This is a genomic window from Haladaptatus sp. HS23 (assembly GCF_056892285.1).
Genome location: NZ_JBXGLH010000011.1, coordinates 119,430 through 144,243, shown reverse-complemented (window position 1 = coordinate 144,243; position 24,814 = coordinate 119,430). Strand labels below are relative to the sequence as shown.

The window sequence follows — 24,814 nt, the reverse complement described above, 5'->3', positions numbered from 1 at the left end:
TTCGACGGAAATCTCGTCGAGATGATTCACGATCTCTTGCAACAGTCTCTGAGTGAAAAGTTCTAACGGTTACTATATTGTTGAACTCTCACTTCCAGCCACGGAGTTCCCACTTGGTCGGTTACTCACTGCGGGAACAGAGACACAAATCGAATTTGAGCGGATCGTCCCGGTTGGAACAAATACTATCCCTCTGTTCTGGGCCTGGAATACGGATCTCGATGATTTCGAGCATCGCGTTGGTGCTCACGAGCAGGTTCTGGAACTTGTAGCGGTTGAGGAGGTTGACGATCGTCGATTGTATCTCCTGAATTGGGACGCCCCTGAAGGCGAAATTTTTGAGGGATTCACGGCTGCAGAGACCATTATTCGGAGTGCCTACGGCTATAACTCCCATGCGTGGGAATTTGAGGTTCTCTTTCCTACGCAAGCAGATCTCACTACGTTCCATAATCACTGCCGTGAGAATGATATTCAGTATACACTCGGTCAAATGCACACGCTCACCGAAGCCGGTGATCATCTCATCAATGGTGTGCTCACCGAAAAGCAACGCGACGCACTGTTATCCGCCCTCCAACGAGGATACTTTCAAACCCCTCGGCAAGTCACACTTTCCGAGTTAGCGGAGGAGTTCGATATCAGCCAACAGTCGCTCTCCGATCTCATTCGACGTGGGAATGAAGCACTGCTTACGCACGCACTTCTCGATGTGTCTGAGTAGGGTGTTCCCTACATAGTTGATTAAAAATACCGCGTGTGAACAGCCCATGTGCTTGTACTATCTGTCCTGGAACATCCGACACGATGGCCCATCACAATCGTCCCTCCCTGACGCTAAGCAAGGCGTGTCAGATATTGTCTAGCCAGTATCGACGTCAGATTCTCTTGTACCTTTCAAGGACAGATCGTGGCGTTGTGGAACTCGATGAGCTTGTTGAACACATTCTCGAAGAAGATGATGAAGCAACAACTACCAATCGAGTACGACTCTTGCTCATCCATACACACATTCCGAAACTCGCTGATTACGGGGTTATCGAGTACGGTCGGCGAAACAAGGATATTCGCTATCGTGCCATCACGATACTCGAAGAGATTCTTGAGATTCTGCCTGCGAATAATGACTCACTGTAAATTCTCCTCGGGTGTCGCTTGTGTCCTCCTTCTCTCCGACCACAAACGCGGTAGCTGGTACCACCCTCTTCCCTTCTCGCTGGTTTGTAGCCGATAGACACTGATGCAACTGCCGTACTCACAAGTAACCGTACGGTCGGCGACGTTCCCGCCGAAAATAGAGACTCAATTATACCGTTGTAATAGAGGGGGATCGCAAGAGCGACCCCCTCCGGTTCGCAGAAATAGACGCACTCCACCGTAACCAACACACTACTACCACCATGTGTCACCGGCAATGCGGTGTGAATCTCGTGTGGTGGCTTAGTTCGAGTGGGGGTTCGCAGAACCCCCGTGATTACAACGCTATAATTAGCGCCCTCCGTTTCCTCCTGCGTTTGCTTCGTGTGCTCGCATCCACCCCGCCAAGTCGGGCTGGGCGAACGTGATCTCAATGTGATGGCCACCGACTCCCATTGCGTCGTCTACACACAGCGTCCGCGATTCCTTGTAGCTCACGCCGGGCACACGTTCGGCCATCTCCTCCATGACGCGATAGCCGTCGTTTGTGTACGCACAGCCGTAGTGGGTCGCAACCTCTCGATAGCCCAACTGTGCGACCATCACGTCGTTCGTCTGTGCAACGTTCTTCGCGTGTTCGAGGACATACCAGATAGTATTTCACCGGTAATGAGGCGTGTATTTCCGGCAATGAGACTGAAATAAGAGGAAGGGAAATCCATGCTCTCGTGATTACGGTGGTGAGAACGAGTTAAAGCGGCGAATTGCATCGCGATAGGCGGTAATCGCACTGAGGACACCACCGATGCCAATGATACCTAGCGCGCCTGCTCGAAATGTGGTGAGTGGTATCGACTGGACTGTATCCCCAATCGTGATAAACCACGCCGACACCCCAGCAAGCGGTTTCACCCCGGCAGAGACGAGCAGTTTGAGTAAGAATCCGGGAAGAGCCCCGATAAGAACCGAAATAACTGTTTGTGCAAGGTCGGGCGTTGCGACGAGTAGTGCCAATAGACTGCCGGGAATGCAGACGATAGCCCCATGAACTGCAACAGCTGTTATCCGTGGTGGCACAACTTCCTCAGCCCGCCCAATACTGATCGATTTGAACCGAGGGAACAGCATCCCAATCTCTGACCCGAGTGCTGCTGATACCACCGTGAGATAAATTGCAAGTACGACGAGGCCGAATCGAGCTGGAATCATATATGGTGAGAGGAATCCAATAACACTGGTAAGTACGATTGCTGTTGGCAGGCCGAGAATGAGACCTGGTGCCAGTAAGCCACGGACGTAATTCGTTCCTGTTATCGCAGTCAATGTCACAGGAAGTACTGAGCCTTCATCTCCGAGTGGATTTAATGGAAAGAGTGCTCCCGCCATCCACGGGATAAGTACAGCACTTACAACTGGCAAGACAGCGAATATATTCATATTCTCCGTACTACCGATGAATGGCCCTGTGAAGGTGATTACGGGTATCAGAATGAACATCAGTCGTTGTGGATCCCGCCATGCTCGGAGGACGACCATTTGGGCAACTCGTCTGGTCGGGAGTGAGAGAAAATCAGCACGGAACGGTGTGACGGTAGTAGCGAGGTAACTTTCCGCTCCTTCTGATCGAGATTTCCTGGCTGATGTTTGATCGTCAGTCGTTGTGTCTGTCAGTATTGGACCGTCGGAGAACCAATACGATTTGGTCTCTAATTCAGCAACCCATCCGACACCAATGATAAAAATACCACTTCCGATGAGTAACCCGACTACCCGAACGAGAGAACCCTGAATAGAACTTCCCAATACAGCAATATCTGCGTACCAAGCGGCTGGAAACCACGCGAGTGCTGATTGACTGACCCCGGTTATTCCTGAATATTGGAATCCCACATAGCTGAGCGTACCGAGTAAGACGAGTGGTATACTAAGGGCGGTCTTGTGTCTCGCTATAAATGGCGACGATGCAATCAATAATGCGATTCCATACCCAATAGCGGATCCTGCGGCTGATACTGTTGCCGCAAATAAAATCATGGCTATGGGGATCGTGATCAGAAACAGTGGTGCGGTCAATGCGTATGCGAGCAAACTGCTCACGACGAGTACCGGAAATGCGAGGTAAGAAATCATTCGCAGGAATTCTGCAATCAGTAGCCCCCCGACGACTGTTCGAGCTGATACCGTCGTCAACATGAGGTGATCTGATTCGATTCGTGGTTTTGCCGACGCAACGCGTTGCGTGACCAGGAATACTCCGAATAACCAGAAGAGAGCCACCATTCCTCGCAGTTGGTCGGGAATCGCACTCCCTGCAATGTCGTCAATGAAGCTGACTAATAAAAATCCAACACCTCCAAACATGATTGTTGGAAGCGCAACGCCGAGAATCATGAGTGCAAACCGTGCTCGGTCCTGCCGAATCGCATATACAGATCGGCGGAACTCGAATTTGCCGATCTGAATCGCATGAGAGATCCACTGTTGTTCAGTCATGCGTTGACGCCTCTTTGATCGGATCAGTACTCGTCAATTCAAGGAATGCATCTTCGAGCGTGCTGTCTGTGGGCTGTGATGTCCCATCGGTGAGTTCGGCTGGTGTTCCTTCTTCGACGAGGTCACCATCGTAGAGTATGCCAACCACGTCCGCGACCTCCTCGACAACCGGTAAAATGTGGGTTGAGAGGAACACTGTCGTCCCTTCGTCGGCAAGACCACGGATCATCTCTCGAAGGGTTTTGGCGGCGCGTGGGTCAAGTCCGGATGTTGGTTCGTCGAGAAACACGACATCAGGTTCGTGAAGAACAGCCTGCACGTAGGCAACTTTCTGTCGCATTCCCTTCGAATAGTCACTAATGCGTTCTGAACGACCAACATCGAGATCCAGCGCATCAAAAAGCACGTCCGCGTAGTTGTGGACTCGCTTTGTCGGAATATCCCGAAGGCCACCGATATATTCGAGCTGTTGGTACGCTGTTGTCTCTTCGTAGAGTGGTGGGTCCTCGGGGAGATATCCGATATGAGGTCGGAGAGCATCACGATCACTAATTGGGACACCAGCAATCGTGGCTTTACCACTCGTTTGTTCCAGGAGGCCTGTAAGCATACGCATCGTCGTCGTTTTCCCGGCACCATTTGGACCAAGAAATCCGTAGACGGTCCCGGCTGGAATTTCAAGATCGAGAGCGTCAACGGCGGTTGTTTGTCCGTAGCATTTCGTCAATGATGTTGTTGAAATGATTTCCTTCATTGCGGGGAGTAGGGCTGATTGTGAGTGGAGGTTCGTAGTTTCAGGTTTTCTGTGAGTTTCTTTGCAACATGATCACGAAATGGATTTCTCCCGTATCGTCAAATAGTACCTTCTGATTGATTGAAATTATATGTGGCGGTTTCACCATCCGGAATGTCGTTATCTCTTGATCGACAAAGAAAGCGGCGCACCAAGCAAATCAAATATCTTGAAATTCGTTCCGAGGAGGTTCGCCTGTTGTGAGTGGATACCGTGGGATGCTTATCTACGGATTTGTCGCTGTGACCGCTCACTTAGACGGGAAGACATGATTCGGTTTTCGCCCGACACACGGACCAACTTGTTCTCCTGTTGTCGCATATCGGTACAGAGCGGTTCGAGCGATCATCCCGACAACTTGTGTTGCAACCATTGAGGCGACAATGAGTACGAATCCGAAACTGCCAACGACGTATGCCATAGTCCCACTTGCGAGGAAATACGCCCATCCTATACCGATAATCCCGAGAACTGCGATTGGGAAGAACACGAATGAAACGCCGAGGGATGCACTAACATTCTCACCCCACGTTTCGCGGAACGCCGACCCGCTTTGTTCTAGGATCGGACGAAGACCATCTGTGTCTTCAAGCACGATAACAGGGACGACAAAGTACGTTAAGAGTGCCCAGGCAATATCAAAGAGGAACCGTGCAATGCTTCCAAGTGGTCCAAGTTTGTCGTCAATTATGTAGAAGACGGTTCCGAGCGTAGCTGCCGTCACTGACCATACTGCGATTTTCCATCGGACCTGCCATGCGGCAGCGAGCCCTTCGCGAACCGACGGATCTTCGCCGTCGAAGTACTGGGATACACAGTGAACAACCGCGGCATTAAAGAAGACGCCAACGCTTGAAGAGACAGCCATTACGATGAATATGGCAGCATATTGAGTGAGGTCATTTGTGATGAGTGTATCCAGACTGTGATACTGGAGTACTACACCAAGTACGACAGCGAAAGCGCTCCCGATTGAAAGGAGGCTCAGGAGCGGGAGGAGGGCGAGGCGGAGGTTGTCGCGGAAGACGTCGACACTATCGTCAACGATTGAGAGTCCGCGCTGGAAGCGTCCAACCATACTCTAACTATAGGCCTTCGTGAATATAAATATTCTCAACACTATCCTCTCAGAATTGATTAATCAAAATGTGATCTCGGGATCTCTCATCTCTGTGGTAGTCAGGAAACCCTGCCGTTTACGGCGGACGAGGATGTCCCTTTGCGGTACTTTCGCTCAGTTCCCACACAGACAATCCGAAGTTCGGGTGAGATTGACAACTTCCTCATGGAGATTTGTCGCCAGTTGATAGATCGTTTGAACACGGTACTCACCAGCGATACCGGTACGGTAGTACGATTCTGATCGATTTTCCTGCCAGAGTGCTTCGAGACGATCTGCGACATCGTCCGAGAAGAGTCCTGCCTGCACCCCGTATTCGTACACTTCGGTATGCGATTGTCCAGGAATATCGTAGCCACTTGCTTCCACGTAAAATTGGATTGAGCGCTCGATTGCAACGAACGACGCTTCGATAGTCACTGTATAGTGGCCATTGCGATCGATCAGGAATTGTGCAGCATCGAGCAATCGACAGGCCTTCCGCAGTTGAAGAATAGTTGGATCGGTCACGAATTCCAACCCTGTTTCCGGATTGTCGGGTGAGCGTTGGAACGCGTCTTCAGCATTGGCGAGTGCGTTCTCGATTTCTTTCGACGTCATTCATTCCCTCCGAAGATCTCTTGCTTGATGTCCTGGAGCATGTCTGTTGTGTAAAGTTCGACCCCTTCTTGGAAAATCGGTCGAAGATCTGCACCTCGTCGGCGAGCACTGGCAGGTGATTCGACGAAGGTTTCGAATTCGTATCGCTGCCCGTTGATTGCCTGTGCTTCGAGATCTGATTTGATCTTCGAAATTGTTCGTCGTGTGGCCACGAGTTCGTCGTCTTCGTTCGTCAGCACGAACAGATCGATATCACTGACTCGATCTGCCTCACCGCGTGCGACGCTGCCAAAGCAAACGATGCCAGCGATCGATGAAATCTCCTCGGTGACGCGGTCTGTGAATCGTTCGAGCGGTTGTCGGAAGGTCGTCTGGGGGATTTCCAGTAACGGGTCGTCGGTTTCATGCAGATGGTCGTCGTTGATCTGGTAGAGTGTTTTTCGACCAGCGTCACGGCGTGTGACCAATCCAAGTGCGGCAAGCAGTGTGAGTGCTTTCGAGACGCTTGGGCCGCCGAATCCGGTGAGTGTTTGGAGATCACGATTTGAGAATTCACTCGTGGGATTGTGGGCTGTAATTTCGAGAATATCGTCCATTGCTTCATACCTGAAGATTTGTTCCTCGGGAAGCGGAAGACGTATTTCAACGCGCATATCGTTATCTGTTGTGTAATTGTTTATGCCACATATAACGGTTGTGTTCACGCTACTCGAAAACGGTCTGTGAGCAATGTAACTCGCTGTAAGGCAACCACCTCCGACCACAGACGCGGTGGCCGGTACCAGCTCTCCCCCTCCCGCTGGCTTGTAGCCGATAGATGCCGATACAACTGCCGTACTTACGAGTAACCGTACCACGTCTGTCCCGAACTGTGTCACTTCGGGACGTCCACGACCGCGGTTGTGTGGGTGTTCGTGTTAGATTCGTGTCCCTCTTATTGCTCAGTGGAGGCAGATTCTTCCATTTCCTTCCCCGCTGGCAGGTACGTGAGAATCATGACGCCCGTTCCGGTCGTCTTCGTGTCTACCAGTTGCAGATCTGTTCGCTTGCTCCCGTCTCTGAAAAGCCGCTTCCCACTCCCAAGGACAAGCGGATAAATCATGAGCTGATATTTGTCGACGAGATCGTGTTGTATCAGTGTCTGGACGAGCTCACCACTGCCGATGACCTGGATATCCTCTCCGGACTGTTCTTTCAACTCGGCGACGGCCGTCTCGACATCTCCCTCTAACAGCCTTGAACTCTGCCAGTCCACCTCGTCCAAGGTCCTTGATGCGACGTACTTGTCAATGCCGTTCATCAAATCGGCAAACTCCTCTTCGTCCGTCGCCGTCGGCCAGTACGCGGCGAAGATCTCGTAGGTTTTCCGTCCGAGCAGGAGAGCATCCGACGAGGTCAGCCCTTCTATAACGGCGTCTGCAGTGATTTCGTCGAAGTATGGCAACTGCCAGCCGCCATGTTCAAACCCTCCTTCACGATCCTCGTCCGAGTCGCCCGGGGCCTGCATAACCCCATCGAGCGATAGGAATTCGCTTACAATTACGTTTCTCATGATGATTCTCTTTTGTTATTTATTTTGATGTGATTCGGAGGGGTGGTACCGTAAATGATGTGTAGTGATCATATGTTGTCATTTCATTCACTGCGTACGGTTTGTGACATCTCTTGTTCCGATTCTACTGGAACGCTTTCTGGAGCGCTTTGCCAGCACGTTTGTGTACGTCATTTGCTGCCTCGATTCCGGGAAACGGCTCTGCGAGCGTGCTCATGTTGGCGAAGTCGTGAATCATGTCGTCGTAGTGGGTGTGCTCGACTGAGACACCCGCGTCGGTGAGCGCCTCGGCGTACGCGAACTGCGTGTCTCGTAGCGGATCGTACCCGCAGGTAAAGATGGTCACTGGCGGAAGTTCAGCAAGGAGTCGTTGGGGAGCTGGCAGTGGCGACGCGCGGAGATTTGCTCGGTCGATATCGTCTCTGAGGTATTGGTTATACGCCCACACGACCCCCTGAGCGGTCAACCAGTACCCGTCGGCATTCTCCTCAAATGAAGGTGTATCGAACGATCTCGTAGTGAGGTCGGTCGCTGGATAATACAGGACTTGGTAATCAATTTCGGGAGCACCAACCTCTTTTTCGGCGGCCATCTGTGCGACCACAGTCGCGAGGGCACCCCCTGCGCTCTCACCGGCGACAGCTAATCCCTTCCCGGCGCCGATTTCGTCAGCGTTGTCTGCGGTCCATCTCGTGGCGAGGTAGGCGTCCTCCACAGCCGCAGGGAATGGGTGTTCCGGGCTCTTCCGGTAGTCGACGGAGACGACAACGCAGTTACTCTCGATCGCCAATGCGCGGGCTGCCTTGTCGTGTTGAGGCATACAAGCGTCGCATCGAACGAACGCACGGTATCGAGTGGGACGATGAGGATACGGCCGTCCTCCATCGGTTCGAACCTCGGGAGTGACCGATTCGCCGGGTTGATACAGGACAGTACTGTCACCGTATTACGAACAACCCGATTCGGTCATAACAACCCTCATGACTGATCTCCCATTATGTTCGACAATGGCGATTCAAATCGGCGTTCTGCTCGCGGTGGCGGGCCTCGCCGTTTTCCATAGTCTCGAACCGGGGCATGCCTGGCCGGTCGCCGACATCTGGGCGTTGAATCAGGACAATCGCTGGCGAAGCAGCATAGAGAGTGGGCTAATGCTCTCGCTCGGCCATATTCTCGCTGCAAGCCTTTTTCTTGGCGCGTTTACCCTCCTGACGACCATATTCCCTCTTCAACAATACACCTCGTACATCCGCATTCTCGCCGGTCTCGCGCTCTTCTACCTCGCTTACCGTCTCTATACTCACTCGCACGATCATGACCACGATGGCGGACATGACCACAGTCATGATCACGAGCATGCCTATAGTGACGACCACAGTCATGATCACGCACACGAAGGCGACCACGATCACGGACACAACCATGACCACAGTCACGGCGACGCGGATCACAGTCACGGGATGTTCAGTGGTGCGCTCTCAGAGTTTCAGATCGGAGACGGAACCGGTCTGTTAGGCGTCGCCGCATTCGCGTTCGTGCTCGGCCTCGTTCACGAGGAGGGCTACGCGCTCGTCGGCTTCTGTGCGGGGACGTTCGACTGTATTCCGATTGCACTCACCTACGCTGTTTGTATCGTCATCACCATTACCTCACTCGTCGTCCTCACCACAGCCACCGCCGCTCGGTTCGCCGAACGCCTCGAAGGCGGTCTCGCGGACTATCTTCCCGCCCTCAGTGCATTCGTTCTCGGATTCACGGGGACCGTCTTCGTCCTCGAAGGCCTCGGTATCCTCCATGTTCTCCCCTAATCGCAAAAGTGAACACCGGTAGATCAAAAAACGCTGCCAAGACGATTCCATTGTAATCTGAGACTAATCTGGTTGTAAGCAGGAAGTCCGGCACTTTAGAACGGTCGAGGATGTCACTCAGATTTTTCGAGATAGCTCTTACCCCATGCGTCCATCGCATCGATTATCGGTTCGAGCGATGTCCCTTGTTCGGTGAGCGAATACTCGACACGGAACGGTTTCTCGCTCACGATGGTGCGATTCACAAGCCCATTGTCCTCCAAATCCTCAAGGCTGCTCGAGAGCACTGTACTGGAAATCTCGTCGATTTCAGTTTTGAGGGCATTGAATCCGAGCGGTCCATGTTCAAGCAGTCGATGGACGATGACGGGATGCCACTTCTTCCCGATGAGATGCGCTGTACACGTAACGGTACACCACTCATCGTCGGCACACCACGACGCGACACAGCCGTCCTGATTTGCGTTACTCATTCGTCCTATCGGTAGCAAGTGGGGCAGTATTAGTGTAGTGCTATTAGACAATCATTCCACAGTTACTATTGGTTCCTAAGGGAGTTAGCAAACACAACTTCATTCGTTTGCCCTTCGCTTACGCTTATTCCGAATCTTTTCCACTACCTACTATGGTCGAACGACGTGCTGATAGCAGTTGGTCGCTCAATCAGTTGACTCCCGACTGGTTTCTCACCGCGCTCCGTCTCGGTCTTGTGGCTCTGGTTGCAAAACCAGCACTGAGTAAGTTCGTCACTTACAGCGATTCGATCTCATTTTTCGATGCCCACGGAATTCCGATACCAGCAGTGATGGTTGTCATCGCCGGACTGCTCGAAGTCACAGCGGTCGTGATGCTTCTGTTCGGGATTGGCGGTCGAATCGCGGCCTTACTGTTGTCACCAGTAATGCTCGTCGCAATGCTGTACGTTGGCCCGGATTGGAAGAATCTCGTTGTTCTGGTCGGGTCCATCGTAATTCTCGTGTTTGGTACAGGATCATACTCGCTTTGCCAACCGACTATTCGACTTCGTGGTTAGGATATGCTCACCTGGTACGATTTGCCTCAGTCGGTCAGCTGAGCCTTGTCTTAGCCTTATTTGGTCGCTCTCGGTCTCTCTGCACGTGACGCAACACAGATTGATACGCGGATTCGGCTACGGAATTGGTGCGACGATTGCAATGTCGATCCTCATGGTAGTAGCAACGGTAACTGGTGTGTCTCCAATGCCAGAACCAATCCCAAAAGCAGTGGTTGCTACTCTCTTTGGGAGTGGTCTTCCGAAACCGGCGATGCTGGTGCTGGCGATCGGACTCCATCTCGGATACGGTGGTTTTTTCGGTGCCGTGATTGCTCGGGTAGCTCATCCGGTAACAATTTGGAAGGGACTTGGCCTCGGCGTCGTGCTCTGGGTCGTGATGCAAGTCACGTTCCTTCCGCTCCTCGGCTGGGGAGTGTTTGGGACTGCGATCACCCCTAAAATTGCAGTTGCCACGCTCGTTCTTCACTTGATTTACGGTGGTATGCTTGGCTGGGCATTGAATCGAGACGGAGTGACGACAACTGGAGAGTCACCGACTGCTGCTGATTGAGTAGCAAGCAGTTAGTTTGCACTAACCAGGTCAGACTACCCTTGTCCTAGCTTTACCCCAGTGCCAACCCAAGAATGAGAGCGATGACTGCAATCGAAATCGAATACTGTGTCCCATGTGGGTTGCTCGAGCGAGCGATTGCAACCCAAACCCGACTCTTAGATGAATTCGGGCAGCATCTGGACGGTGTGACGCTCATTCCTGGTCATGGTGGCGTGTTTATCGTGACGGTCGATGGAGAGACAATTTGGGATAAAAGCGTTCACGGTACTGAGGTGGACATGGACCTGATCGTGAACGCGGTCGACGATCACATCTCGACTGAAGCCTAACTCCCATCTGATCACCGATGCTCGAACTCTTTCAGGCAGAAGATTGTGGCTACTCGCAGAAGGTTCGCGAAACCCTCACCGACCTGGGTGTCTCGTACGTTATCCACAATCCGCGTACTGCTGCGGGTGAGACACGCAACGAACAGACACACACCGAACTCCAAACCCTAGGTGGAACAGACCAGATCCCGTTTCTGGTTGATCACCAGCGTGGTGTGACGATGTACGAGAGCGACGATATCATCGACTACCTCGAAACACACTACCAATGACGAGCTATCTGAAATCTGTATCCGTATTGCTGGTATCCGCGAAATTACAGTGGTCATATTTCATCGTGTCTATCACTGATTTCGAGAGACCTGCGTTTGAGCGTTCAATCTGATTACTGAGTGTTTTTGATTTCGAGTGAAAACGGAATACCAACGAACAAACCGAATGCATACCAAGGTTACTTCATTGATGGCTCATAGCACCCTCTCTCGTGTCGCTTTCCTCATCGATGATTATCTGTTGGTTTGGGTGCTGCTCTCGGTTGGCATCGGGTTCGCTCTTCCATCAATCGCTGTTCTCACACCGTTTTCGACCGTGATTCTCACGGTCATGATCGGTTCAGTCTCATTGACGCTTGCACCCGACCAATTCCGGGAGCTTCGCAGACGAACGCTCGTTACGATTCTTATCGTTCAGACCGGGATGCCGCTCCTTGCGTTTGGTATTGCTCAGGGGCTTGGATTGTCGTCCGCACTCACGGCCGGATTTGTGATTTTGGGTGCAGTGACGCCCGAACTCGTCACGCCGACAATGACCGAACTCAGTGGCGGCGATACAGCGCTTTCGACAGTCGTCCTTCTCGTGGTTGGTTTCGGGACGTTGGTACTCGTTCCTGGATTTGTCACCCTATTATTGGGCGCATCGATTGCCGTTGATCCAGTGCTCATCGTTCAACAGCTCTTACTTGCCGTTGTTCTCCCGATGAGCCTCGCTATCGCAGCTCGCTCTCGGTGGCCCGACCGCATTGGAGCGTATGACGAGCTCTATCCGTCGATCGCGGGCCTGATGGTGATCCTTATCATCGGTATCGTGACTGCAGCCAATGCGTCGCTCGTTCGTGATAGCGGCGAAGTGCTCTTTTTCGTGGGAATCGGTGCGCTCGTCCTCAACAGTGGTGGCTACATCTCCGGGTGGCTCGTCAGTCGGAATTTCACTCGGGGTGAGCGTATTGCGTCGACGCTGTCGGTTGGGATGCGCGACTTTGCGGTTGCGGCCGCTCTGCTCGTTGGTGCTGGTTTCCCGACGTCGGCGACACTTCCGGCGGTTGTTTTCGGCATTGTCGAGATGACCACGAGCGCTGGCCTCGCGAAGTGGTTTCGTCGGCAAGCCTGACTACAGCTGTGTTGACTCCTGGTCTCCAACCCATTCGAGAAGTGGCTCTAATCGCTGACAGAGTTGCTCGCCCATTTCTGTCAGTTCATATTCCACGCGAGGAGGGATTTCTGCATACTGTTCTCGGGAGAGGTATCCTGCCTCAACTAGTTCCTCGAGCCGTGATGACAGCGTCGAGCTACTTACATTCCCGAACGTGTCTTCGATCTCATTGTATCTGACTGGTCCAATCGCACCCACGACACAGATCAACTGCATCGCATAGCGGCGACTGAGTAGTTCCATTACACCGCCCACGGGACAATAACAGATAGGTGTGTCACCAGTCGAATCGGTTGTTTGAGAGGGTATCTCCGGGTTGTTTGCCATAGCTGTTGTTCACCGCAGTTCGTTCGATACTTCGGACTTGACAGTATAATAGCATTGACTTTCAAAGTGAAGATGACGTATGACAGACCTAACCGACGACATGAGCGACGAACAGACTGCAGAGACACTACTCGACGAATCGATTAATGGAGAGTTTCCGGAGATCACGTGCACACTCACGCCAGATCAAACTGACCAGCGGATGGAGTGGGTTGAAGAAAGTCTTCTCCCGCACCTCACCACCATCCAGGAAACCGAAGTTGGGTTCACATTTGTGTTTGACCGTAGCCCGGAGGCATACGCGTCAGTTGCCGAGGCCTCCTGGAAGGGGTCGCACTGCTGTGCGTGGGCGACGTTCGACGTCGAACTCCCAATGAGTGGCGACAGTATCAAGTGGCACGTTCACTCCGTCCGAATGGATGGTTTCGAGTTCTTTAGCGAAGCTCTGCAAGAGACGCTTCAGCAGTTCGAGAATGCACCGCCATTGCATTGAAGAATTTCCCGCTGTAAGTCGATCCCTCTCGGAGAAAACACTTTCATCGACGGTACCTCGATACAGTCGATTATACCGTTGTAATAGAGGGGAATCGCCCTCGCGATCCCCTCCGGTTCGCAGAAATAGACGCACTCCACCATGCCCAACCGATTACTACCCCCATGGTTCACCGGCAAAGTGGTGTGAATCTCTTGTGGTGGTGCCGCCTGAGAGGGGGTTCGTCGAACCCCCGTGATTACAACGCTCTAATCAGTGCCCTCCGTTTCGTTCCGTGTTGGCTTCGTATGCTCGCATCCACCCGGCTACGTCAGGATGGGCGAACGAGATTTCGATGTGATGCCCACCGACACCCATGGCGTCGTCTACACACAGCGTTCGAGATTCCTTGTAGGTCACACCAGGAACACGTTCAGCCATCTCTTCCATGACGCGATAGCCGTCGTTTGTGTACGCACAGCCGTAGTTGGTCGCGACTTCGCGATACCCGAGTCGTGCGACCATTACATCATTTGTCTTGGCGACGTTCTTCGCATGCTTGAGGACGTTGAGGTATTTGTCCTCGACTTGCTGGCTCTCTGCACGCTTCTCACGGAAGTTAACGAGCTCCGTATTCTGTTCCGAACGCTGAATCGTCTCGAAGAGCTGGCGACCTGCATTGGTTGCTTCCGCGGCGAGGTTCGGCGACTCGTCGTCTACACCCTCTTCAGTCTCGTAATCTCGCACGAGATTGATCAGCCGGGACACCGACGCTCGTACGCGGGCGTTCTTCTCTTCTGCATTGGTGAGATCATCAATGTCTGCTTGCATGGTCTCGGTTGTGTCTTCGAGACTACTGAGGAAGCAGCAGAGAATATCGGAGAGGAATCGGAATCATCGCCGAATATAAAGGAGGAACCTAAACAACTGCCGTATCGCGACCTTCAATTGCTCGCGAAAGTGGTTGGTGTGAAATCGGACACAAAAAAACAGCTGAGAGCGGATCTCGCTGAAGAGTTCGATATCGATTCTGAAGGATGAGTTCGTGCGGTTCGGAGGTTCTTGTCGCCTTTAATTATTTACGGGTGAAGGTTGAGAGACGGAACACCAATGAGGGGGATCCAACAATCGAGCGAGGAGCGCGAGAGGCAAGCGATTCAAACATCGAGTCAATTACGACCAGATGGGGGTGAGGAAGTCGACCCGACGTCCGAATCCTCGGATGAATCGGCCGAGACCGAGGACGCGGGCGGGAATGAGGGAACGACAGTTTTGTATCTCGATCTGAAAGGATTATTTCTCAATCTCCTTGGTATCGAAGTCGATTTGAACGAGGTTGAGCTCGATATCTCAGCCGTCCCGAATCCGGGCGCGTTGCTAGGGAATTTGCTCTCAGCCGTAACGGGGCTATTCGATAAAGGGCCACTTGCCCGACTTAAAGATCGACTCTCCCAATTCGAACTTCCATCCCTATCGGACTATCTGCCAAGCACCGATGGATCGATCCTTTCTGAGCCGTTATATCGGATATTAATAGCTTTCTCGATGTTCTTATCGACGTTCTGGCTGAAGAAGAACAAACTCAGGAGGAGTAAGCATGAGCGAGAAAGACCAAACACGCGAGAAGCTTTCCAAAGTAACCGATCAACTTGGTATCGGTAGCGACAACGACTCCAACTCATCCTCGTCAGTCATGTCCTCGGGCATCGATACGGAGAAACTTGAATCAATTGGCGAAGCGGCCGGTCGTCGCCTTGGCGGCTTAGTCGGTCGGCAGATCGGTAGCAGAGTTGGGCATAGGTTGACCGAAGAAACTGACGAAGGCGAGGAACAAGAAGATAGCAGCGAAAGCGAAGAAGAAGCCGCCGAAAGCGATGGGGAAAGCGAAGCCGAAGCAGAAAGTGATGAAGACGGGGGTGAAGAGGAGAACGATGAGGGCTCCGAGGGTGAGGATGAACCAGAAGACGATGGTGAAGTCGATGAAAACGGAGAGGAGGCACAGGGAACCGGCTCACTTGACTTCGATGAGATATCCGATGAAGAGTTGCAGTCGCTCGCAACATCGCTTCTGGATGAACTTGAACAACGATCTGAGTCACAATAATGGCTGGATGATTTAAGTCCGCGCTGTCTTCCTTGAGAAGCCATCGTTAATAAATCTGCAACGATCCTTGAGCCTGTCTCGAAGACGTACCTCTCGTCACGGTTGCGCTTGAACGTTCAACGAGGCTATGATTTTTCTCCGAGTCAAATTTTTGCAGGATAGAACTGACTAATAATAAGTTTTAATTTATAAAATAAATTTGCACAACTAAAATATAATGTTTAACTCACTATCGAAACGCTATCCAAGAAAGAGAACGGGTGGTTATCGCTACCGAATGCGCTGATCTTGACGAGGCTGTTGTTATAGCTGGTGCCGAGTGTGCTGTTGAGGAAAGCGATGGTGACTGGCTCTCATTTAAATCCACGACAAAGCACGCGAGCAGGCGACTGAGCAGGGCGTCGCCCTTTCTAGCGAAACCATCTTTGGGGTCGCCCGTCCGACAGATCATGAGGTATGCTGAAACCCATGACATTGACCACATCATTATGGGGACACATACCCGAACTAACCCGACCTGAATTCTCCTCGGAAGCGTCGCTGAGAAAGTGGTACGACGGGCGACGAAGCCAGTGCGAACCGTTCTCAATGTAGATAGCGAATAAAGTGATTTACACTCGCTGATGCGAACCACGGTCTAAGTATCTGGCTAGCGTATGTCTCTTTCCTATGCCTCGTGACCACACTATCGAATTCACGATTGATTACGTTCAGGTATTAGCCTCGGACGGATCGGTAGACACCGACCTCGAACCGGATCTCGATGAAGATCGCTTGCTCGCAATGTATCGAACCATGAAACTCTCGCGCCGTCTCGACGAACGTGCGATCGCCCTACAGCGACGCGGCCAACTCGGTACTTATGCTCCGGCAATCGGGCAAGAGGCCGCACAGGTTGGGAGTGCGATGGCGCTCACGGATGCCGATTGGATGGTAATGTCATTTCGAGAACAACCCGCGTATCTCACACGGAACACACCGCCGCACATGTTGCTCTGGTACGCGATGGGAATGGAAGAGGGTGCGGCGGTTTCCCGAGACGACCATACGATGGCTCCATCTGTTCCAGTTGGCTCACAAGCATTACACGCCGCGGGACTCGGGTGGGCACAAGAAATCGCCAAGGAAGATGCCGCGACGCTCTGTTATTTCGGCGATGGTGCAACCTCTGAGGGCGACGTATACGAAGCATGCAACCTCGGTGGCGTGTTTCGGTCGCACACCGTCTTTCTATGCCAAAACAACCAATACGCGATTTCGGTTCCACGAACGCATCAGACTCGTGCTGAAACGCTGGCACAAAAGGCGATTGCGGCAGGTATCGAGGGGATACAGGTCGATGGAAACGATGTTCTTGGCACGTACGCTGTCGTCAACGATGCACTGGAAAGTGCCCGTAACGGCGACCCAGTTTTCGTCGAGGCGATAACCTACCGCCGGTCGGTACACACGACCGCCGATGACCCAACCGTCTACCGGAAGGAGACCGAGGAAGAAGAGTGGGCGACGCGTGACCCGATCGTTCGCTTCGAGACGTATCTCCGTGAGCGAGATATACTGGATGACGAACGCATCGAGACTATCGAGGAGACTATCGAAGCTGACCTTGCTGAAGCGATTGAACGGGCGCAGGAAGGAGAGAAGACGGTGGACTCCGAGGACATGTTCGAGTACACGTTCTCGTCGCTGACGCCCGAACTCGAACGCCAGCGTGAAGCTTTCCGGGGTGAGTACAATGGCCACTAAACAACGGTTGGTCGAAGCCATCCGTACGACACTCTTCGAGGAGATGGCACGCGACGACTCCATCGTGGTGTATGGGGAGGACGTCGGTGTCGATGGTGGGGTGTTCCGTGCGACGGAGGGGCTGATTGACGAGTACCCGAACCGGGTGTACGATACACCGGTGGCTGAGGCAGGTATCATTGGCCTCGGTGTCGGGCTTGGAGCCTACGGATTCACACCAGTGCCGGAAATCGAGTTCTCGGGGTTCATGGTTCAGGGATTTCATCAAATTCAACAGCATGTCTCTCGCCTTCGTAGCCGAACTCGGGGTGGGTTCAGCTGTCCGATGACGATTCGTGCACCGTATGGGGGTGGGATCCGCGCTCTCGAACACCACTCTGAGAGCTTCGAGGCAGGATATGCACAGATTCCAGGGTTAAAAATCGTTGTTCCCTCGACGCCCGCGGATGCGAAAGGACTCCTCACGACGTCGCTTCGTGACCCCGACCCGGTAATTTTCTTCGAGCCGACACGCCTCTATCGATCATTTCGTGAGGATGTCCCCGACGGAGAGTACCTCGTTCCATTTGGGGAAGCGGCTGTCGTCGAAGAGGGGACCGACGTAACGGTCGTGGCGTGGGGTGCGATGCGCCAGCAGGCGGTTGAGGCCGCTGATGCGGTCGACGGAAGTCTCGAAATAATTGATCCACGGAGTATCGTTCCGTTCGATACGGAGACGGTTCTCGATTCGGTGCGAAAGACCGGCCGTTGTGTCGTAGTCCACGAGGCACCACAAACCGCTGGAATGGCAGCAGAAATCATCGCCCGGATCAACGAACGGGCCCTCTATTATCTCGAAGCGCCGGTTCGGCGAGTAACTGGGTACGATGTCCCGTATCCGCTGTTCGCTCGGGAGGACGACTACCTTCCGGACGCACATCGAATTCAGGCTGGTATCGAGCAAGTTCTCGCAGAGTGAGATGAATAATGTGGCCACTACTCCGTGTCGCTGTTTCGTTCCATGTATTCGAAAGCAATCGAGAGCGCCTGGTCGAGTTGGATAGGGCGATCTGTGAGCCGTACTTGGGTTGGTGTGCCGAGTTCGCTCCGTGGTTGTGAGTAGGTGATCCACTCGTCATTGTGTTCTTCGCGGGTACAGATTACTCGCTCTGCATGACCGACCCACGCATAGATTTCATTGCTTCTTGTTTCGGTTGTCCACCCCGATGGTGCTTCTGTATCGTGTTCGTTAGAAGGGGACATCGTAACTTCATTGAACGGGATGAACAGGCATAGCTGTTGTCGGCCGTATTTCGTGCTAGGTCGTGTTCTCACCAGCTGTTCCTCATCGTGATGAACTGTACTCGAGACCGATATCGAGGTTCCCAGAGTGAGCCGAACGACTATGCCGATAGTAGTCCTAATACCACAAAATGTTGACTCACCCTCTCACTTTCGACTGCCGGTTTCCCATTCACATTGTTCGAGGGGTCGGTTTGAGACTCATCGCTTCCTCCCAAGACATTCCTTGCGTCGATGACAATCCACCTGCTATCTCATCGGTGTGGATTTGACAAACACTGATGTTTCAGAATAGCTCTCTGGTCGTTCTGTCTTTACTCTTCATTGGTGCCGCTATCGTTGTGTATATCGCTAGCATTTATGTCTCGAACACGACCGATGTCCTTTCAGTCCGATGGGGGTTGGGACAAGCATTGAGCGGCCTCATTCTGCTCGCCATCGTCACAAATCTCCCCGAACTCGTTATCACGACGAGCGCAGCGCTCGCTCATAATCTGGACTTGGCAATCGGGAATATTCTCGGTGGAATCGCAATCCAAACCGTTGTTCTAGTCGTTTTCGATGTATTTGGAATCGGTCGGTCGGAGGGACTTACGTATTGGGCGTCATCACTGCAACTCGTCGTTGAGGCGAGCGTCGTGATTGCTGTCCTCTCCGTCGTCGTGATGGGGAGCCAGCTCTCGCCATCGTTTCTCGTGTTCGGTATCACTCCACCCGAGATACTAATCCTGTGTCTTTGGGTGGGTGGTATTTGGCTCATATCAAAAGCTCGTGCGGGACTACCGTGGGAGAAAGAGGGTGCAGCACCCGGCGGCCAGCAGGAACCACGAGGAGCTGCCAAACGAAAGAAACACCGCCGAATGACGGTCGCTGGCAAGACAACACCCTACATCGTCGGTCTCTTCGTTCTCGCTGCGGTCGCAACACTCGCCGGTGGTATTGTACTCGAACGAACGAGCGACCAAATCGCACGCCATCTCAGGATTAGTGGTGCGGTCTTCGGTGCCACAGTGTTAGCAGCTGTTACTTCATTGCCGGAAGTTGCGACCGGAATGGCAGCCATCAAACTCGATGATTACGAACTCGCTATCAGCGACATTTTCGGGGGCAATGGGTTTCTGCCGACGCTGTTTCTGTTAGCCTCACTCCTTTCTGGTCGTGCTGTGCTCCCCACCATACCATCGAGTACCCTCTATCTTACCGCGATCGGGATTCTTCTTACCAGTATCTACTGTATCGGTCTCATCGTTCGGCCACGTCGCCAAATATTTCGAATGGGGGTTGACTCATTGCTCGTCCTCTTGCTCTACTTCCTCGGGATTCTTGGCCTCATCACAGTTCAACCTTGATTTGTCTCAGACAGGATAGGACCGCGTGAACGATAACTTCGAGACGCTTGTTTCGAACCTATGGCCGGAGTCACACATCTCGTCTATTCGTTCATCCAGCAATACGGGCTTGTCGCTGTGTTTCTCTTCATGCTCCTTGAGTCTGCACTCCTTCTCCATTTCACACCCAGCGAACTCGTGATTCCGTTTGCCGCGGCGTTGCTTGTTCATGATTCTCTTTCGTTTGTAGTGTTCGTCGTCGCGGCAACCACTGGTGGCGTCTCTGGAAGCATCCTCGCGTATTTTCTCTTCGGCCGAAGCGGCAGTTACCTCCTCGAACGGTATGGGCGATATCTCAATCTCTCACCCTCGGCATTAGATCGGGGTGAGCGCATCTTTCGACGATGGGGTGAGGGGACGGTTTTTCTCTGCCAGCTACTCCCGTTCTTCCGTGCCGTCATTTCGATACCGGCTGGCATCGCTCGAATGAAGATCCGGAAATTCATCACGTATACCGCGGCTGGAACGACTGTCTTCGTCTCAGCGTTGACGTATCTTGCCTATACGGGAACACAAGCCGGAACGCCGGTTCATAGAGCACTCATTACTCTTGTTAGCATAGTGACGCTCAATATCGCGTATGTGAGAACGCATCTTGGCTTCGTTCTCGTCGAACTGGGTATCATACTGATTTTCTGTCTTCTAATTTGGTGTAATCGCGAGTGGATTCGGACTCACCCAGATGCAGCAAAAATGCGTACCTTTCGCCTTCTCCGAGGATTGGGAGTTGTCATTGGTCTTCTCTTCATTTCCAGCCCGCTCAGCGTCCCACAAGCAGCGTTTTCGACGATCACCTGGTTTTGGGATGATCCTCGATTTTTTGTGGTCTCTCTCGGGCTCTCACCACAACTTGCGTTAGTTCTTACCGGTGTTGCTACTCTTGGTGGTGGGCTCATAATTTACGAACTCGGACAGCGGATCCCAACTGATCTTTTAATACGTTTGTTCCAACGACTTCAGTCCTATTTTGACTAGTTAGTGTGGTCGAGCAGAGCATCCCTTGACCGAGAGGGAAAAAGTTGATACTCCAGTTCCGGAAACTCTCATTCGAATGTTTGACTGGGTAACACACGCTGTCTTTTCATTCGTATCCAACTATGGGTATCTTGCCGTCTTTGTGTATATGATACTCGAAACGGCGTTCATCCTCCATTTCGCACCCAGTGAACTCGTTGTCCCCTTTGCAGCGACCCAACTCGTTCATGATCCCATTTCGTTCGGGCTTTTCGTTCTCGATGCGACGGCAGGTGCTACTGCCGGGAGTGTCCTCGCATACTATCTTCTCGGAAAAAAGAGCGACTACGTCCTCAGTCGCTATGGATATCTCATCCACGTTTCTGAAGACGACATTCAACGCGGACGGCAGTGGTTCCAGAACTGGGGTGAAAGTTCGGTTTTCTGGGGACGGATGCTTCCGTTGATGCGCGCCGTCATTTCGATTCCAGCTGGAATCGCAGAGATGGATCTCCGAAAATTCATCACCTATTCTACCAGTGGTGCACTCATCTTCAATATTTTTCTCACGTTTCTGGTCTACAGTGGTTCTGGGGAAGTTTCTCCACTGGGATGGACTCTTCAGCAGATTAAACCAGTGTTCAATGGAGTGTTCCAGAAGATTACAGCAGAAGTCACCGAGGTTCTCACATATGTTCAGCTCCATCCACGAGTCATCGTAATCACGAGTGGGTTGATTGTACTCGCGTTGGGTTGTCTGTGGCTGAACCGTGACTACATTCGCCGGAATCCAAGTGCTGCACAACGAATTATACTTCAGGTGCTTCGAGCGATTGGTGGTCTCACGGGTAGCATGTTCATCTTCAGTGCGATTGTTACCCCCCTTCAGTCATTTCGAACGATTACATTCATCTGGGATGACCCAATCTTTTTCATGCATCTCGGGTTGTCACCACAACTCGCTCTCATTCTCACCGGAGTCACATTTCTTGCAAGTGCGTTCGCTGCCTTCGAACTTGGGAAGCGAATCCCGGTCGCTGAACTGGTACAAATCATCCGATTCAGACAGTTCTTCGTACGAATATAGCACTTTGACTAAAAACGATTGAATATCCCAGGTACTTGTCCTTGATCTACTGACCCTTTGCTCTGGAGGAGTTGGTCGGATTGTGGAATTCGTTGTTCGACGAAGACAGTGAGAAGACATCTCTCCGCGTCACCCAATAACCAATAATGGAGACATGAGTAACAATCCGTAGACAAATCCGAGTGTAATTTCTGACCAACCGTTGCTCGGTAACGTGCGGCCCCGAGTACGCGCTTCGGGCAGTAGTTCGGACCCAACAAGAAAGAGCATCGCACCAGCAGCGAATCCAAGGCCAAAGGGGAGTATTTGATGTGCAACCTGGACGAAGTAGAAGGCGACCAGTGCGGCGATTGGTTGTGGAACACTCGAAAAGACGGCCCACCCCATGAGTCGCCAGTTCGAAACTCCCTGTGTTTTCAGCGGAATCGAAACTGCCAGCCCTTCCGGAATATTTTGGAGAGCAATCGCAATCGTGATGAAAATAGCGAGGATGGGGACTGTGATGCCGAAAACAGTCGCACCTCCTGTTCCGACGCCCAAATCGGCAAACGAAACTCCAACGGCGACGCCTTCCGGGAAACTGTGAATGGTGAGCGTTCCAACGATGAGCGCTAGCCGTCGAAAATCTGCTTCAGAAATCGTTTGTGGGTGGAACTCGTATTCGCCGAGGAGATAACTCGTGCTGAACACGAGGAGTACCCCGACAATGACGCCACCAGCAACCTCTACGATGGGTCCTTGGCTCAGGCCTTCAGGAAGCAACCCAAAGAGTGACGCTGATGTCATAATTCCAGATGCGAATCCCCACAATATCACATACCAACGGTCGCTCACATCTTTGACGAAGAAAAACGGAACTGCACCGAGTCCAGTCGCTAAATCCGTGAGTAACGCGGCGATGAGGACGACTATGAACGCTTCCGTTGTTGCCATGGGTGTACTCCTCCTTATCTAAGGGGCGAGAATTCCACGAAGTGGATATTTCGGCTACGCGTTTTCTCGGGTTTCAGGTATGCTTCGACGTCTCCGTTGCATTCACTCCTCCTCGTACTTTTCGACTGCTGAGAACAATATGATGACGGAATATAACTACTAGAGAGCTGTAGTGTTTTTCTGGTTCTCAATAGAATTTCAGAGGACTCGTTTCGGGCAAAAAAAGCTGTTGTATCGTACCTGCGCGAATTGTCCCTCCTGTTTAGAATCGTCGCGGTGGCAATCGAAGTTCGTTGAGCACTGGATGGTGTTTTGCATTGTAGATGAGTTTGATACTTTCTGTAATCGGGACGCCCACGCAGGTGAGACGTGCATCGTATTGTTCTATCATTTCGTCCGAGAGGATCGTATTTCCTGGCATGGCAATTTCACCTTCCTTGAGGATCACGACACAGTTCGAACATGCACCACCACGGCAGGCGAATGGCCACTGAAACCCGCGTTTTTCGGCTGCTTCTAATATCGATTCATCGATTCCGACTTCGATTCGACCGAAGTCTTCGAAGTTCAGGTCAGCGTCGTGCGCTTTCTCGAAGAGATCATCATCATCGATATCCCAGCTATAATCGTCCAAGACTTCGTAGTTGAGATACTCGACAGTCGCCTCAACGGGAGGAGTGAACGGTGTTACCTGACCATAGTGATACCACTCGGTCTCGTCGATGACCTGTGGAAGCGGATTCGAATCGAACTCCTCGAACCACTCCTCGATGGTAGTCTCTGGCCAACCGTACCAGTCGGAAAGAGTGGGTATTTCGACGCCCTGTTTGTATCCGATTGCTACCATCAATCGCTCAGTGGTCTCTTTTTGTTGGACGTCATCGAGCCATCTCCGAAGTTCCCCGATTGATATGTTGTCAAGATATTCCATAGCATCGTCAGTCACGCTAAGCGCTTCAATAAGCAGAGTGGGCGGTGGGTGACTGTCCCATCTTCGAATACAGTGCCATATTCCCTTTTGTAGGTTCTTTGCTCTCTTCGCGACATCCTAGCTGTGACAAAAACAACGAGTTCCAAAGACGGGCGGAACCTCTTAACTGCGCTCGTGAATCCTACCATGCATCGATTGTGAATGGAACTTACACCGATATCGCTTCATTTTCTTCGTTGCCGTGAACGTGACTGAACGAGTTCTGCCTCTTTGTTTGTCGGCTTGTGTTTCTTCGAGTACGTTCCCGTTGGCATCGAGGATTTGGAACTGGTGTTGTGCACCATCAAGATTGATCCACGATATTTTGTATTTCGTCCCCGTTCGAAGCTCTAACGATGGATTTTGGTCACCACGTATCGACTCGGGTAACTTCCCCTGCCATCCGGATACTTGTCCACCGAGAAGGATCACTCGTTGATTCCCGGAAGTCCCACCTTGATCCTGGCTGCCACCTTGGTGTTCGGTGCCAGTTTGTTGGTGATCAGTTTCACTCTGGGTTCCCTCATCGCTCCCGTCTTGTGCGCTCGCGAACCCTGCAGTACTGATTCCGATACCTACCCCACCGATAACCTTGAGAAGCGTTCGTCGTGTACTTCGAACCGAGGCGTTCGATTTACTCTGATTTTCTCTCATACCTATCCCCGAATGGCTGACGCTGACGGATTCGATACAAGGTGAGTAC

Annotated in this window: 29 protein-coding genes; 15 read left to right on the top strand and 14 right to left on the bottom strand. The window is 52.2% G+C overall.

Translation table 11 applies throughout. The annotated features are described in order from the left end of the window. The first annotated feature begins 52 nt into the window (after positions 1–52). A complete protein-coding gene (locus AC1XDK_RS24020) occupies positions 53–724 on the top strand; it encodes a helix-turn-helix domain-containing protein (RefSeq protein WP_483352548.1) in 672 nt (223 codons plus the stop codon). Between the two features lie 83 nt (positions 725–807). Next, positions 808–1,137 (top strand): DUF7344 domain-containing protein, encoded by a 330-nt coding sequence (locus tag AC1XDK_RS24015; RefSeq protein WP_483352547.1) that lies wholly within the window; start codon positions 808–810, stop codon positions 1,135–1,137. Positions 1,138–1,488: 351 nt separating this feature from the next. On the opposite strand, the gene AC1XDK_RS24010 is transcribed toward AC1XDK_RS24015, so the two are convergent. The 8 genes from AC1XDK_RS24010 to AC1XDK_RS23975 all read right to left on the bottom strand — a co-directional run bounded on the left by AC1XDK_RS24010 (position 1,489) and on the right by AC1XDK_RS23975 (position 8,515). Further along, positions 1,489–1,740, bottom strand: coding sequence for a hypothetical protein (locus tag AC1XDK_RS24010; protein ID WP_483352546.1), 252 nt, complete (start codon positions 1,738–1,740; stop codon positions 1,489–1,491). Between the two features lie 129 nt (positions 1,741–1,869). After that, positions 1,870–3,630 carry a hypothetical protein gene (locus tag AC1XDK_RS24005; protein ID WP_483352545.1) on the bottom strand — a complete coding sequence of 587 codons (1,761 nt, stop codon included), beginning with the start codon at positions 3,628–3,630 and terminating at the stop codon, positions 1,870–1,872. Continuing rightward, a complete protein-coding gene (locus AC1XDK_RS24000; RefSeq protein WP_483352544.1) occupies positions 3,623–4,384 on the bottom strand; it encodes an ABC transporter ATP-binding protein in 762 nt (253 codons plus the stop codon). Before AC1XDK_RS24000 ends, AC1XDK_RS24005 begins: the two co-directional genes overlap by 8 nt. 289 nt (positions 4,385–4,673) lie before the next feature. Further along, on the bottom strand, positions 4,674–5,501 hold the full coding sequence (locus AC1XDK_RS23995; RefSeq protein WP_483352543.1) for a DUF6159 family protein: 828 nt from the start codon (positions 5,499–5,501) through the stop codon (positions 4,674–4,676). Between the two features lie 156 nt (positions 5,502–5,657). After that, positions 5,658–6,143: a DUF8154 family protein gene (locus tag AC1XDK_RS23990; RefSeq protein WP_483352542.1), complete on the bottom strand. Its 486-nt coding sequence runs from the start codon at positions 6,141–6,143 to the stop codon at positions 5,658–5,660. Continuing rightward, positions 6,140–7,021, bottom strand: a complete 882-nt coding sequence (locus AC1XDK_RS23985; RefSeq protein WP_483352541.1) for a nucleotidyltransferase domain-containing protein — start codon at positions 7,019–7,021, stop codon at positions 6,140–6,142. The genes AC1XDK_RS23990 and AC1XDK_RS23985 overlap by 4 nt, the downstream gene beginning before the upstream one ends. A gap of 56 nt (positions 7,022–7,077) precedes the next feature. Then, complete coding sequence (locus AC1XDK_RS23980) at positions 7,078–7,695, bottom strand: dihydrofolate reductase family protein (RefSeq protein ID WP_483352540.1); 618 nt, start codon at positions 7,693–7,695, stop codon at positions 7,078–7,080. Between the two features lie 124 nt (positions 7,696–7,819). Beyond that, a complete protein-coding gene (locus AC1XDK_RS23975) occupies positions 7,820–8,515 on the bottom strand; it encodes an alpha/beta hydrolase (protein WP_483352539.1) in 696 nt (231 codons plus the stop codon). Between the two features lie 187 nt (positions 8,516–8,702). Here AC1XDK_RS23975 and AC1XDK_RS23970 point away from each other — a divergent pair, with 187 nt between their 5' ends. After that, a complete protein-coding gene (locus AC1XDK_RS23970) occupies positions 8,703–9,503 on the top strand; it encodes a hypothetical protein (protein WP_483352538.1) in 801 nt (266 codons plus the stop codon). A 113-nt stretch (positions 9,504–9,616) separates the two neighbouring features. Here the strand turns inward: AC1XDK_RS23970 and AC1XDK_RS23965 are convergent, their stop codons facing one another. After that, complete coding sequence (locus AC1XDK_RS23965; protein WP_483352537.1) at positions 9,617–9,976, bottom strand: winged helix-turn-helix transcriptional regulator; 360 nt, start codon at positions 9,974–9,976, stop codon at positions 9,617–9,619. A 152-nt stretch (positions 9,977–10,128) separates the two neighbouring features. On the opposite strand from AC1XDK_RS23965, the gene AC1XDK_RS23960 reads away from it, so the two are divergent. The 5 genes from AC1XDK_RS23960 to AC1XDK_RS23940 all read left to right on the top strand — a co-directional run bounded on the left by AC1XDK_RS23960 (position 10,129) and on the right by AC1XDK_RS23940 (position 12,807). Then, positions 10,129–10,536, top strand: coding sequence for a DoxX family protein (locus AC1XDK_RS23960; RefSeq protein WP_483352536.1), 408 nt, complete (start codon positions 10,129–10,131; stop codon positions 10,534–10,536). A gap of 85 nt (positions 10,537–10,621) precedes the next feature. Next, positions 10,622–11,089, top strand: coding sequence for a DUF6789 family protein (locus AC1XDK_RS23955; RefSeq protein ID WP_483352535.1), 468 nt, complete (start codon positions 10,622–10,624; stop codon positions 11,087–11,089). Between the two features lie 83 nt (positions 11,090–11,172). After that, positions 11,173–11,421: an Rdx family protein gene (locus tag AC1XDK_RS23950; protein ID WP_483352534.1), complete on the top strand. Its 249-nt coding sequence runs from the start codon at positions 11,173–11,175 to the stop codon at positions 11,419–11,421. A gap of 17 nt (positions 11,422–11,438) precedes the next feature. Further along, entirely contained in the window at positions 11,439–11,693 is a 255-nt protein-coding gene (locus AC1XDK_RS23945) for a glutathione S-transferase N-terminal domain-containing protein (protein ID WP_483352533.1), read from the top strand. 190 nt (positions 11,694–11,883) lie between these two features. Then, positions 11,884–12,807: a bile acid:sodium symporter family protein gene (locus AC1XDK_RS23940; RefSeq protein ID WP_483352532.1), complete on the top strand. Its 924-nt coding sequence runs from the start codon at positions 11,884–11,886 to the stop codon at positions 12,805–12,807. Here AC1XDK_RS23940 and AC1XDK_RS23935 read toward each other — a convergent pair whose 3' ends face one another. Continuing rightward, the gene (locus AC1XDK_RS23935; protein ID WP_483352531.1) at positions 12,808–13,176 is read right to left on the bottom strand and encodes a winged helix-turn-helix transcriptional regulator; all 369 of its coding nucleotides are present in this window, start codon (positions 13,174–13,176) and stop codon (positions 12,808–12,810) included. A gap of 100 nt (positions 13,177–13,276) precedes the next feature. Here AC1XDK_RS23935 and AC1XDK_RS23930 point away from each other — a divergent pair, with 100 nt between their 5' ends. Next, complete coding sequence (locus tag AC1XDK_RS23930; protein ID WP_483352530.1) at positions 13,277–13,669, top strand: hypothetical protein; 393 nt, start codon at positions 13,277–13,279, stop codon at positions 13,667–13,669. Between the two features lie 252 nt (positions 13,670–13,921). Here AC1XDK_RS23930 and AC1XDK_RS23925 read toward each other — a convergent pair whose 3' ends face one another. Next, positions 13,922–14,479 carry a hypothetical protein gene (locus AC1XDK_RS23925; RefSeq protein WP_483352529.1) on the bottom strand — a complete coding sequence of 186 codons (558 nt, stop codon included), beginning with the start codon at positions 14,477–14,479 and terminating at the stop codon, positions 13,922–13,924. A gap of 766 nt (positions 14,480–15,245) precedes the next feature. On the opposite strand from AC1XDK_RS23925, the gene AC1XDK_RS23920 reads away from it, so the two are divergent. From AC1XDK_RS23920 to AC1XDK_RS23910, 3 genes are all read left to right on the top strand, one after another. Then, positions 15,246–15,752 carry a hypothetical protein gene (locus AC1XDK_RS23920; RefSeq protein ID WP_483352528.1) on the top strand — a complete coding sequence of 169 codons (507 nt, stop codon included), beginning with the start codon at positions 15,246–15,248 and terminating at the stop codon, positions 15,750–15,752. Between the two features lie 669 nt (positions 15,753–16,421). Beyond that, the gene (gene pdhA / locus AC1XDK_RS23915; RefSeq protein ID WP_483352527.1) at positions 16,422–17,498 is read left to right on the top strand and encodes a pyruvate dehydrogenase (acetyl-transferring) E1 component subunit alpha; all 1,077 of its coding nucleotides are present in this window, start codon (positions 16,422–16,424) and stop codon (positions 17,496–17,498) included. Beyond that, positions 17,488–18,456 (top strand): alpha-ketoacid dehydrogenase subunit beta, encoded by a 969-nt coding sequence (locus AC1XDK_RS23910; RefSeq protein ID WP_483352526.1) that lies wholly within the window; start codon positions 17,488–17,490, stop codon positions 18,454–18,456. Before pdhA ends, AC1XDK_RS23910 begins: the two co-directional genes overlap by 11 nt. Before the next feature lie 17 nt (positions 18,457–18,473). Here AC1XDK_RS23910 and AC1XDK_RS23905 read toward each other — a convergent pair whose 3' ends face one another. Continuing rightward, the gene (locus tag AC1XDK_RS23905; RefSeq protein WP_483352525.1) at positions 18,474–18,740 is read right to left on the bottom strand and encodes a hypothetical protein; all 267 of its coding nucleotides are present in this window, start codon (positions 18,738–18,740) and stop codon (positions 18,474–18,476) included. 320 nt (positions 18,741–19,060) lie between these two features. Between AC1XDK_RS23905 and AC1XDK_RS23900 the strand changes: the two genes are divergently transcribed. The 3 genes from AC1XDK_RS23900 to AC1XDK_RS23890 are packed head-to-tail and all read left to right on the top strand — an operon-like array spanning position 19,061 to position 22,208. Continuing rightward, positions 19,061–20,128: a sodium:calcium antiporter gene (locus tag AC1XDK_RS23900; RefSeq protein ID WP_483352524.1), complete on the top strand. Its 1,068-nt coding sequence runs from the start codon at positions 19,061–19,063 to the stop codon at positions 20,126–20,128. Between the two features lie 60 nt (positions 20,129–20,188). After that, the gene (locus AC1XDK_RS23895) at positions 20,189–21,142 is read left to right on the top strand and encodes a DedA family protein (protein ID WP_483352523.1); all 954 of its coding nucleotides are present in this window, start codon (positions 20,189–20,191) and stop codon (positions 21,140–21,142) included. Positions 21,143–21,167: 25 nt separating this feature from the next. Further along, positions 21,168–22,208 (top strand): DedA family protein, encoded by a 1,041-nt coding sequence (locus AC1XDK_RS23890; RefSeq protein ID WP_483352522.1) that lies wholly within the window; start codon positions 21,168–21,170, stop codon positions 22,206–22,208. A gap of 129 nt (positions 22,209–22,337) precedes the next feature. Here AC1XDK_RS23890 and AC1XDK_RS23885 read toward each other — a convergent pair whose 3' ends face one another. Together AC1XDK_RS23885 and fer are read right to left on the bottom strand one after the other, a co-directional pair. Continuing rightward, positions 22,338–23,141 carry a ZIP family metal transporter gene (locus tag AC1XDK_RS23885; protein WP_483352521.1) on the bottom strand — a complete coding sequence of 268 codons (804 nt, stop codon included), beginning with the start codon at positions 23,139–23,141 and terminating at the stop codon, positions 22,338–22,340. 262 nt (positions 23,142–23,403) lie between these two features. Next, positions 23,404–23,988, bottom strand: a complete 585-nt coding sequence (fer, locus tag AC1XDK_RS23880) for a ferredoxin Fer (RefSeq protein ID WP_483352520.1) — start codon at positions 23,986–23,988, stop codon at positions 23,404–23,406. Positions 23,989–24,814: the final 826 nt, after the last annotated feature.

What these genes read in the sequence shown, in the direction of transcription:
- AC1XDK_RS24015 (WP_483352547.1), top strand. Translation starts at nt 808, where the DNA reads ATGGCCCATCACAATCGTCCCTCCCTGACGCTAAGCAAGGCGTGTCAG.
- AC1XDK_RS24010 (WP_483352546.1), bottom strand. Translation starts at nt 1,740, where the DNA reads ATGGTCGCACAGTTGGGCTATCGAGAGGTTGCGACCCACTACGGCTGT.
- AC1XDK_RS24005 (WP_483352545.1), bottom strand. Translation starts at nt 3,630, where the DNA reads ATGACTGAACAACAGTGGATCTCTCATGCGATTCAGATCGGCAAATTC.
- AC1XDK_RS24000 (WP_483352544.1), bottom strand. Translation starts at nt 4,384, where the DNA reads ATGAAGGAAATCATTTCAACAACATCATTGACGAAATGCTACGGACAA.
- AC1XDK_RS23995 (WP_483352543.1), bottom strand. Translation starts at nt 5,501, where the DNA reads ATGGTTGGACGCTTCCAGCGCGGACTCTCAATCGTTGACGATAGTGTC.
- AC1XDK_RS23990 (WP_483352542.1), bottom strand. Translation starts at nt 6,143, where the DNA reads ATGACGTCGAAAGAAATCGAGAACGCACTCGCCAATGCTGAAGACGCG.
- AC1XDK_RS23980 (WP_483352540.1), bottom strand. Translation starts at nt 7,695, where the DNA reads ATGAGAAACGTAATTGTAAGCGAATTCCTATCGCTCGATGGGGTTATG.
- AC1XDK_RS23975 (WP_483352539.1), bottom strand. Translation starts at nt 8,515, where the DNA reads ATGCCTCAACACGACAAGGCAGCCCGCGCATTGGCGATCGAGAGTAAC.
- AC1XDK_RS23970 (WP_483352538.1), top strand. Translation starts at nt 8,703, where the DNA reads ATGGCGATTCAAATCGGCGTTCTGCTCGCGGTGGCGGGCCTCGCCGTT.
- AC1XDK_RS23965 (WP_483352537.1), bottom strand. Translation starts at nt 9,976, where the DNA reads ATGAGTAACGCAAATCAGGACGGCTGTGTCGCGTCGTGGTGTGCCGAC.
- AC1XDK_RS23960 (WP_483352536.1), top strand. Translation starts at nt 10,129, where the DNA reads ATGGTCGAACGACGTGCTGATAGCAGTTGGTCGCTCAATCAGTTGACT.
- AC1XDK_RS23950 (WP_483352534.1), top strand. Translation starts at nt 11,173, where the DNA reads ATGACTGCAATCGAAATCGAATACTGTGTCCCATGTGGGTTGCTCGAG.
- AC1XDK_RS23945 (WP_483352533.1), top strand. Translation starts at nt 11,439, where the DNA reads ATGCTCGAACTCTTTCAGGCAGAAGATTGTGGCTACTCGCAGAAGGTT.
- AC1XDK_RS23940 (WP_483352532.1), top strand. Translation starts at nt 11,884, where the DNA reads ATGGCTCATAGCACCCTCTCTCGTGTCGCTTTCCTCATCGATGATTAT.
- AC1XDK_RS23935 (WP_483352531.1), bottom strand. Translation starts at nt 13,176, where the DNA reads ATGGCAAACAACCCGGAGATACCCTCTCAAACAACCGATTCGACTGGT.
- AC1XDK_RS23930 (WP_483352530.1), top strand. Translation starts at nt 13,277, where the DNA reads ATGAGCGACGAACAGACTGCAGAGACACTACTCGACGAATCGATTAAT.
- AC1XDK_RS23925 (WP_483352529.1), bottom strand. Translation starts at nt 14,479, where the DNA reads ATGCAAGCAGACATTGATGATCTCACCAATGCAGAAGAGAAGAACGCC.
- AC1XDK_RS23920 (WP_483352528.1), top strand. Translation starts at nt 15,246, where the DNA reads ATGAGCGAGAAAGACCAAACACGCGAGAAGCTTTCCAAAGTAACCGAT.
- pdhA (WP_483352527.1), top strand. Translation starts at nt 16,422, where the DNA reads ATGCCTCGTGACCACACTATCGAATTCACGATTGATTACGTTCAGGTA.
- AC1XDK_RS23910 (WP_483352526.1), top strand. Translation starts at nt 17,488, where the DNA reads ATGGCCACTAAACAACGGTTGGTCGAAGCCATCCGTACGACACTCTTC.
- AC1XDK_RS23905 (WP_483352525.1), bottom strand. Translation starts at nt 18,740, where the DNA reads ATGTCCCCTTCTAACGAACACGATACAGAAGCACCATCGGGGTGGACA.
- AC1XDK_RS23900 (WP_483352524.1), top strand. Translation starts at nt 19,061, where the DNA reads ATGTTTCAGAATAGCTCTCTGGTCGTTCTGTCTTTACTCTTCATTGGT.
- AC1XDK_RS23895 (WP_483352523.1), top strand. Translation starts at nt 20,189, where the DNA reads ATGGCCGGAGTCACACATCTCGTCTATTCGTTCATCCAGCAATACGGG.
- AC1XDK_RS23885 (WP_483352521.1), bottom strand. Translation starts at nt 23,141, where the DNA reads ATGGCAACAACGGAAGCGTTCATAGTCGTCCTCATCGCCGCGTTACTC.
- fer (WP_483352520.1), bottom strand. Translation starts at nt 23,988, where the DNA reads ATGGTAGCAATCGGATACAAACAGGGCGTCGAAATACCCACTCTTTCC.